The sequence below is a fragment of the Seonamhaeicola marinus genome, from assembly GCF_008085455.1.
The window spans coordinates 1-217 of the sequence record NZ_VSDQ01000893.1 but is presented as its reverse complement, the minus strand read 5'-3'; the positions used below and the strand labels follow the sequence as shown (position 1 = coordinate 217).

At 33.2% G+C, this 217-nt stretch carries 1 pseudogene; it reads left to right on the top strand.

Features of this window, described 5'->3' with window-relative positions:
* Positions 1 to 124: 124 nt before the first annotated feature.
* Positions 125 to 217 (top strand): annotated as a pseudogene (locus FUA24_RS24660) (30S ribosomal protein S6--L-glutamate ligase); the annotation flags it as partial.

The following is a 217-nucleotide window of genomic DNA, read 5'->3' as shown; positions in this document are numbered from 1 at the left end:
TTAACTTAACTTTAAGCACCAGAGACGATATGAAATTCCCTGTTTTAATTGGCAGGCAATTTTTAAGCCACAAATTTATAGTTGATGTAGATTTAGAAAACGTTTCCTTTAACTCAAAAACACCATGAATATAGTAATACTGTCTAGAAACACCAACCTTTATTCTACAGAAAGACTCATTGAAGAAGGCGAAAAACGCGGACACCAAATTGAAGTT